The sequence below is a fragment of the Desulfovibrio sp. 1214_IL3152 genome, from assembly GCF_036763055.1.
In the GTDB taxonomy this organism is placed as follows: Bacteria; Desulfobacterota; Desulfovibrionia; order Desulfovibrionales; family Desulfovibrionaceae; genus Desulfovibrio.
In genome coordinates, this window is the sequence record NZ_JBAIYW010000122.1 from 1 (window position 1) to 7,836 (window position 7,836).

At 59.5% G+C, this 7,836-nt stretch carries 5 protein-coding genes and 2 pseudogenes; 3 read left to right on the forward strand and 4 right to left on the reverse strand.

Annotated elements, in window-relative coordinates; translation table 11 throughout:
• Window positions 1-322 (forward strand): annotated as a pseudogene (locus tag V6C07_RS02505) (HD family phosphohydrolase); the annotation flags it as partial.
• A 16-nt stretch (window positions 323-338) separates the two neighbouring features.
• On the forward strand, window positions 339-1,646 hold the full coding sequence (locus V6C07_RS02510) for an ATP-dependent 6-phosphofructokinase (RefSeq protein WP_333534809.1): 1,308 nt from the start codon (window positions 339-341) through the stop codon (window positions 1,644-1,646).
• Window positions 1,647-1,811: 165 nt separating this feature from the next.
• On the opposite strand, the gene dapB is transcribed toward V6C07_RS02510, so the two are convergent.
• The 3 genes from dapB to uvrB form a co-directional block, all read right to left on the reverse strand.
• A complete protein-coding gene (gene dapB / locus V6C07_RS02515; RefSeq protein ID WP_333534810.1) occupies window positions 1,812-2,591 on the reverse strand; it encodes a 4-hydroxy-tetrahydrodipicolinate reductase in 780 nt (259 codons plus the stop codon).
• A 23-nt stretch (window positions 2,592-2,614) separates the two neighbouring features.
• A complete protein-coding gene (ligA, locus tag V6C07_RS02520; RefSeq protein WP_333534811.1) occupies window positions 2,615-4,741 on the reverse strand; it encodes an NAD-dependent DNA ligase LigA in 2,127 nt (708 codons plus the stop codon).
• Window positions 4,742-4,839: 98 nt separating this feature from the next.
• Window positions 4,840-6,876 (reverse strand): excinuclease ABC subunit UvrB, encoded by a 2,037-nt coding sequence (uvrB, locus tag V6C07_RS02525; protein WP_333534812.1) that lies wholly within the window; start codon window positions 6,874-6,876, stop codon window positions 4,840-4,842.
• 57 nt (window positions 6,877-6,933) lie between these two features.
• On the opposite strand from uvrB, the gene V6C07_RS02530 reads away from it, so the two are divergent.
• On the forward strand, window positions 6,934-7,428 hold the full coding sequence (locus V6C07_RS02530) for a hypothetical protein (RefSeq protein WP_333534813.1): 495 nt from the start codon (window positions 6,934-6,936) through the stop codon (window positions 7,426-7,428).
• Here the strand turns inward: V6C07_RS02530 and V6C07_RS02535 are convergent.
• Window positions 7,389-7,836: pseudogene (locus V6C07_RS02535) on the reverse strand (leucyl/phenylalanyl-tRNA--protein transferase); the annotation flags it as partial. The gene V6C07_RS02530 and the pseudogene V6C07_RS02535 overlap by 40 nt on opposite strands.

The window sequence follows — 7,836 nt, forward strand, 5'->3', positions numbered from 1 at the left end:
CGAGCCGGCTCTTGCAGCCATACGCGCCCATGCCGGTGAAATGAATGGCGCACAACCCGCCACCCGCTTTGACTACGCCCTGCGCTGCGGTGAAAGCGTCACCGGCCTTATCAGCGCGGCTGCCCTTATGCGCCCCACGGGCATGGAGGGCATGGAAGTCAAAAGCATCAAGAAAAAAATGAAAGACAAAGCGTTTGCGGCCAGTGTCAGCCGTGACAACATACGGCAGTGTACAGAGGCCGGGCTTGACCTGGACGAATTTCTGGCCCTGTCCATCGAGGCCATGCGCGCCAGCGCCGACGAACTTGGACTGAGCAAATAACACGCGCGAGGCCGGTATGAATAAAGAATGCACGTTGCAAACGGATATACGCACCCTTGGCCCCTGCAAGCTCGACTCCCATTTGCCCTATCGCACCTGGGCCGACCACAGGACCATACAGATTTTTGTGGATGAAGAACTGACAGACGAAGCGGGCAAAGCCTTCGGCGTATGCCTTGAGGCTGCCGGGCCGCGTAAAAAGCTTTATTTCGATTCCACGCGGGCCAAGTGCGCCATCGTGACCTGCGGCGGCCTCTGCCCCGGCATCAACGACGTCATACGTGCCATTGTGATGGAGGCATTTCACGCATACAACGTGCCGTCCATACTGGGGATTCCTTACGGCCTTGAAGGCTTTATCCCCAAATACGGGCATACCCTTCAGGAACTGACGCCCAAAGGCGTGGCAGACATACACCGCTTTGGCGGAACCATGCTCGGCTCCTCACGCGGGCCGCAGGCCGCCGAAGAAATTGTGGACACGCTTGAACGCAGCAATGTCAATATTCTCTTCGTGATCGGCGGCGACGGCACCATGAAGGCCGCGCAGGCCATCAGCACCGAAATACAGGCCCGCAACCTGAAGCTTGCCGTTATCGGCATTCCCAAAACCATTGATAACGACATCAACTTCATTCCCCAGTCTTTCGGCTTTGAAACCGCCGTCTACAAGGCGACGGAAGCCATTGAATGCGCCCACACCGAAGCGTGCGGCGTTCCCAACGGCATCGGGCTGGTGAAGCTTATGGGGCGCGAGTCCGGCTTTATTGCCGCACGGGCAGCGCTGGCTCTCAAGGAAGTAAACTTTGTGCTTATTCCCGAAGCCCCGTTCTGCCTTGAGGGCGAGGGGGGGCTTTTGCCCGCGCTGGAAGAACGCCTGAAAGCGCGTGGGCATGCCGTCATCGTTGCCGCCGAGGGGGCCGGGCAGCATCTGCTGACAGAGCAGAACGGTACCGATGCTTCCGGCAATCCCGTGCTGGGCGACATATCCGAACTCCTGCGCACATCCATCAACGCCTATCTGGACGTGCGCGGCCTGGCTCATTCCATAAAATATATCGACCCGAGCTATATTATCCGTTCCATTCCCGCCAGCGCCAACGACAAGGTCTATTGCGGCTTTCTGGGCCAGTATGCGGTGCATGCCGCCATGGCGGGCCGCACCCATATGGTGGTGGGCAAGATTCAGGACCGGTACGTGCACCTGCCTCTGGAACTGGTCACACGCAAACGTCGCAAGCTCAACATTTACTCCGACCTGTGGCGGGCCGTGCTTGAATCCACGGGTCAGGGCATGCTCAAGGGCATGCTGCCGCCGCTGTAGCGCATTTTTTTCCCTTGAACTGTTGAGACGGCTGCGTGAGCAGGCGCCAGATCGAAGAAAAAGACCCTTTTCATGCGCCGCACGAACAGCGGGCTGAAAAGGGTCTTATGCATTTGTGCGCAATGGGTTTCAGTGGCGTGCCAGCGTGAGTAAGGGCAATTAGTTCTAGAACATATCGCGCATGCCGTACAGCTTGCCCGGCTTCTGTCCCGCCAGCCAGGCCGCCGCCCGCAGCGCGCCCTGGGCAAAGGTATCGCGCGAATGGGCCTGATGCGTCACCTCGATGCGCTCGCCGGGACCCATAAAGTACACCGTATGCACGCCCACCACATCGCCGCCGCGTATGGCCTGTATGCCGATCTGGGCTTTGGGCCTTTCGCCGATAATACCGTCGCGGGCAGAACAACGCACATCGTTAAGCTGCCAGCCGCGAGCCTCTGCCAGGCATTCGCCAAGGGTCAGAGCCGTGCCGCTGGGGCTGTCTTTCTTGCGGTTATGGTGCAGTTCAACCATCTCGATATCGTAGGCATCGCCCAGGGCGCGGGTCAGTTCCGGCAAAATCTTGCATAGCACATTGACGCCTATACTCATGTTGGACGACCAGAAAATGGGAGTTTTTTTCGCCAGTTCGCGCAGTTCGTCCTTTTCCGCATCCGTAAAGCCCGTCGTGCCGATAACCAGGGCATGACCGCTTTCGGCCACGGCACGGGCCGATTGCAGGCTCACGGCCGGGGCCGTAAAATCAATAGCCACCGCGCCCGGCGCTTTGGGCAGCACCGCCGCAAGGCTGTCGCCCACCGGACAGGACGCTCCTGCCAGATTTTCCACATGCTCCCTGCTGTCCACCAGTCCTGCCAGGCTAAAGGCCGGCTCCGTCGCCGCCAGATGGCTGATGGTTTTGCCCATGCGCCCGTTGGCCCCTACCACGATGATGGCTGTACTCATGCTTTGCTCGCTTTGTATTCAAATTATTCCGAAGCCGCTCCGGCTTCGCGCAACATGGTCATAAATTCCTCTTCGGTAAGCACCGGCACGCCCAGCGCCTGCGCTTTTTCAAGCTTGCCGCCCGCCTTTTCACCCGCCACAAGGTAATCAAGTTTTTTGCTTACTCCGCCAAGCGGCGTGGCCCCGGCGGCTTCGGCCAGCTTTTCGGCCTCACCGCGCGGTATGCTCAGGGTTCCGGTAAAAAGAATATTCTTTCCGGCCAGCGGGCCGGATATCAGGCCGCCCTCGTCAGGGCCGTCAGCAGAACCGCCGCCGCGCGGCCACAGACCCAGCGCCCTGAAGCGCTCAAGCTGCTCCCTGTTGGCGGGGCTGTTGAAAAAATTATGAATGGACGACGCCACTTCAGGTCCCACATCAGGCAGGCTCAGCAGTGTTTCCGCAGTGGCGCTTTCCAACGCATCCAGAGTCTCAAAATGCAATGCCAGGGTGCGGGCGGTCTGTTCGCCCACATGCCTTATGCCCAGGGCGCTGATGAGGCGCGGCAGGGTGGCGGAATGCACTGCACGGGCAAGCGCGTCCACAAACTTATGGGCCAGCACCTCTCCCATGCGCTCAAAGCCCAGGAGTTCCTGCACCGTAAGGGTAAAAAGATCCGCAGGAGACCGCACCCGGCCGCTGCTGACCAGTTGTTCTATCCATTTCTGCCCCACGCCTGCAATATCCAGCCCGGCCTTGGACACAAAATGCGTGATGGCCCGCAGCCGGATGGCGGAACAAGCCATATTTTCGCACCGCCAGGCCGCTTCGCCCTCTTCCCGGTACACAGGCTGGCCGCATGCCGGGCAGGTATGGGGAAAAACGTATTCCTGAGCGTTTTCCGGGCGCTTTTCCAGCACCGGCCCCACCACCTCGGGAATAACATCGCCCGCGCGGCGCACCATGACCGTATCGCCCACCCGCACATCGCGGTTGCGTATTTCATCTTCATTGTGCAGGGTGGCACGCGAAACCATAACACCGCCCACAGATACAGGCTCAAGCATCGCCACAGGAGTGAGCACGCCTGTACGGCCCACCTGTATCTCAATGTCTTTCAGCAGGGTCTGCGCCAGTTCCGCCGGAAACTTGAAGGCCACGGCAAAACGCGGTGCGCGCGCGGTGAAGCCAAGCGCCTGCTGGGCTTCAAGGTTGTCGAGCTTGGCAACAGCCCCGTCGATTTCCATAGGAAAAGCGGTACGGTGCTCCCTGACCCACTGGGCGTACTCTTCCACTTCCCCCACGCTGCGGCACAGCCTGCCGTCCGGCGGGGTGAGAAAGCCGTATTCCCCAAGCCGCTCCATAACCTCGGACTGCAGGAGGCAGGCGGGCGCGGGCGACCAAAGCGCCTGACCCAGGCTGTAGGCCAAAAAACGCAAGGGCCGCGAACCGATAATGGAAGTATCGAGCTGGCGCAGGGTTCCTGCCGCGGCGTTTCTGGGATTGGCAAAGGTTTTCAGGCCAAGGGCTTCCTGTTTTTCATTAAGTGCGGCAAAATCTTTCTTGTACATGACGACTTCGCCCCGCACCTCAAGCCTGGCAGGAAAAGGTCCCGGTCCTGCAAGCCGCAGGGGTACGGTGCGTATGGTGCGCACGGCCTCGGTAACAACTTCGCCCACCTCGCCGTCACCACGGGTGAGAGCTTCCTGCAGCACACCATTGACGTAGATGATCTCCAAAGCCAGACCATCCAGTTTGGGGTCACACCAGAAGCTTCCCGGCAGGGGACCGTTTACATCAACGCCCCAGGCGCGAACCATGCGTTCCGCAAACTCCTGCCACTGCTCGGCTGAAAATACGTTATCCAGACCATACATCTGAAGGCTGTGGGCCTTTTTTGCGAGACCGTCCAGCAGCCCGCCCCCCACACGCAATGTCGGCGAATGGGGCGAACGCAGTTCCGGCCAGCGGGTTTCCAGATCCTGCAGCTCACGGAACAGGGCGTCAAACTGCTCATCGCTGATTTCGGGCCTGTCCAGCGTGTGGTAAAGCCGGTTGTGGCGCTCAAGCTCGGCCGTAAGCCACTGGGCGCGCCGACGCTCTTCGCCGGTGGGACCGGAGGAAAAAAGGCTGTGCTGCAATGGCCCGCCCTGATATTCTTTATTCTGTGCCATGAAAGACCTTTTTGAAAATATCTATCCGCGAAAGCTTGAAAAACGCCCGTTTGGAGGGAATCACGCGCCCAGATGGACCCGCTGCCCGCGCCCCGCTCTCAGTCCGGCAACGCAATAAGCCGCGCCCGCAAAACACGGATGCGGTCGCGCAGTTGCGCCGCCTGTTCAAACTCCAGATCGCGGGCGGCCTGGCGCATTTCCTTTTCAAGCTTTGCCGCCAGCAGGGCCGTATCTTCGGCCGTAAGCGGGCTTGCGTCCGCAGCCTGCCCTTTGCTCTTGCCCCGCCCCTTGCCGCGCCCGCGTGAGGCGCCATCTTCCACATACAAACTATCCAGCGGAGATTCAAGGCTTTTTCTCGTGCTCACAGGCGTTATGCCGTGCTCTTCGTTATACGCTGTCTGCCGGGCGCGGCGACGGGCTGTTTCGCTCATGGCGGCCTTCATTGAGTCCGTTACCCTGTCGGCATACAGAATGACCCGTCCCTGGGCGTTACGGGCCGCACGGCCAAAAGTCTGGATAAGCGAGCCGGTGGAACGCAAAAACCCTTCCTTGTCCGCATCCAGGATACAGACCAGGGAGACTTCGGGAATATCCAGCCCCTCGCGCAGCAGGTTAATGCCCACCAGCACGTCAAATTCGCCCAGGCGCAAGGCGCGGATAATCTGCATGCGCTCAAGGGTATCAATATCCGAGTGCAGGTAGCGCGCCCGCACTCCCATATTGCAGCAATACTCCGTAAGGTCTTCGGCCATGCGTTTGGTCAGGGTGGTCACAAGCACCCTTTCGCCCCGGCTGACGCAGCCCCGGCATTCGCCAAGCAGGTCTTCCATCTGCCCCTTGGTGGGGCGCACTTCCACCAGAGGGTCCACAAGGCCTGTGGGACGGATGATCTGCTCGGCCACGATGCCCTGGGCCTGATCCATTTCGTATTTGCCGGGCGTGGCCGACACGTACACCACCTGATTGAGCAGCGCCGTAAACTCGTTGAATTGCAGGGGGCGGTTATCCAGAGCGGAAGGCAGGCGAAAGCCGTAGTCAACCAGCGTCTGCTTGCGCGAACGGTCGCCCTTGTACATGCCCCCCACCTGGGGAATGGTGATGTGCGACTCGTCAACGAAAAGAAGAAAATCCTTGGGAAAATAGTTGAGCAGGCAGGAAGGCGGCTCGCCTGCCACACGCCCGTCCAGGTGGCGGGTGTAGTTTTCAATGCCATTGCAGTAGCCAAGCTCTTCAATCATTTCAAGATCGAGCTGCGTGCGCTGCTCAAGGCGCTGGGCCTCCACCAGCTTGCCCTGCTGCCTGAAAAGGGTCAGGCGCTCGGCCAGTTCATCACGGATATCGCTGGCGGCGCGCTTGAGATTGTCCTGCGCGGATACGAAGTGGCTGGCCGGGTAGATGACGGTTTTGCTCACGTCGGCCAGAACTTCACCCGTAAGAGGGTCTATTTCGCGCATGGAATCAATGTCGTCGCCAAAAAATTCCAGCCGCAGGGCGCGCTCATGATGATAGGCCGGGATAATTTCAAGGGCATCGCCGCGTACGCGGAACGTGCCTCGATGAAAGTCATAGTCATTACGCTCGTAATGCACTTCCACCAGACGGGTGATAAGCCTGTCCATGGAAAAATGCTGGCCCACTTCAACGGGAACGACCATCTTGGCGTAATATTCCGGCGAACCGAGGCCGTAGATGCATGAAACAGAGGCCACAATGATCACATCGCGCCTGGTCAGCAGGGCATGCGTGGCGGCATGGCGCAACTTGTCTATATTGTCATTGATGGAAGAGTCTTTTTCAATGTAGGTATCTGATGCGGGAACATAGGCTTCCGGCTGGTAATAGTCGTAATAGCTGACAAAATACTCAACGGCATTGTGAGGAAAAAGCTCGCGGAACTCGCCGTACAACTGGGCCGCCAGGGTTTTGTTGGGCGCGAGCACCAGGGCCGGACGGTTGCAACGGGCAATGACATTGGCCATACTGAAGGTTTTGCCAGAGCCGGTAACGCCCAGGAGCACCTGGGCAGGCACGCCGGCCTGAAGATTGGCCGTCAGCTCATCGATGGCTCCGGGTTGATCGCCCGTGGGCGTATAGGAAGTCTCCAGGCTGAACGGGGTGATTAACTTGTCTTCCATCATGCTCTGTTTTGGGGTAAGAAGGTGTGAAATAATACACTAACAACGGGAAGTGCTATGGAAACAATCCTTGTACCCACGCAGTTCGACCTGCCGCTGGACAGAATCTACATTGTGGCCGCAACTCTCAAGACCTTCAAGGGCCGCCGCCACGTTGACGTGCAGATTTTCAGGCCCGGCGCCGGAGACGACGAACTGGAAGCCATACGCGGTCTCGGCCTGGTAGCCCCCGCCGACCCGTCCATTCCGGCGGAAGTGCTTCAAGGCGCTACGGAAGAAGCCGCCCTGCGCTGTGTTCTTGAAGCGTTTACCACAGAAGAAAGCCGCGCCCTGCTGGCGTATCTTGAAGAACGCTACGCCGAACACATTGAAAAAATTACTGTCTGCCCGATGGACATCCCTGTTCCTCTGGGTGTTGCCCCGCTGGCGGACATTCCCGAAAGCAAGACCGCCGGCTTTATTCGCTTTGACGCCGTGCGCGACTACAACCTGCCCTTCGCGGCTCACGGATACTATGATCTGAGCGCCCACGAACCGCTGGACAAGGAATAGTCATAGCGCTCCCGCCAGGGCTGCCAGATGGCGTCACAGGCAGCGCCCTGACCGAGATCGCAGGCAGCAGCCTGACCGGCATCAACACATCCCCCGCTGGTACGGGCGGGCGAAACAGGTTCGCCAACGCCTGAAATTCCGGCAAGGCGTTCCGGCGCAAGCGCCTGATCCAGTTTTTGCACAAAAAGCTCACGCGGCAACAGAACCCCGCCCATCTTCATGATGTGCGGGGTTTCCTGCTGGCAATCCAGCAAAATGACGCCTCGCTGGCGCAGCAGGGCCACAAGGCCCGCCAGAGCCGCGCGCGAAGCTTCGGGCATAACGTGAAACATCGACTCGCCAAAGAACGCCCGCCCAAGCCCCACGCCATACAGCCCGCCCACCAGATGCCCCTCGTGCCATGCCTCC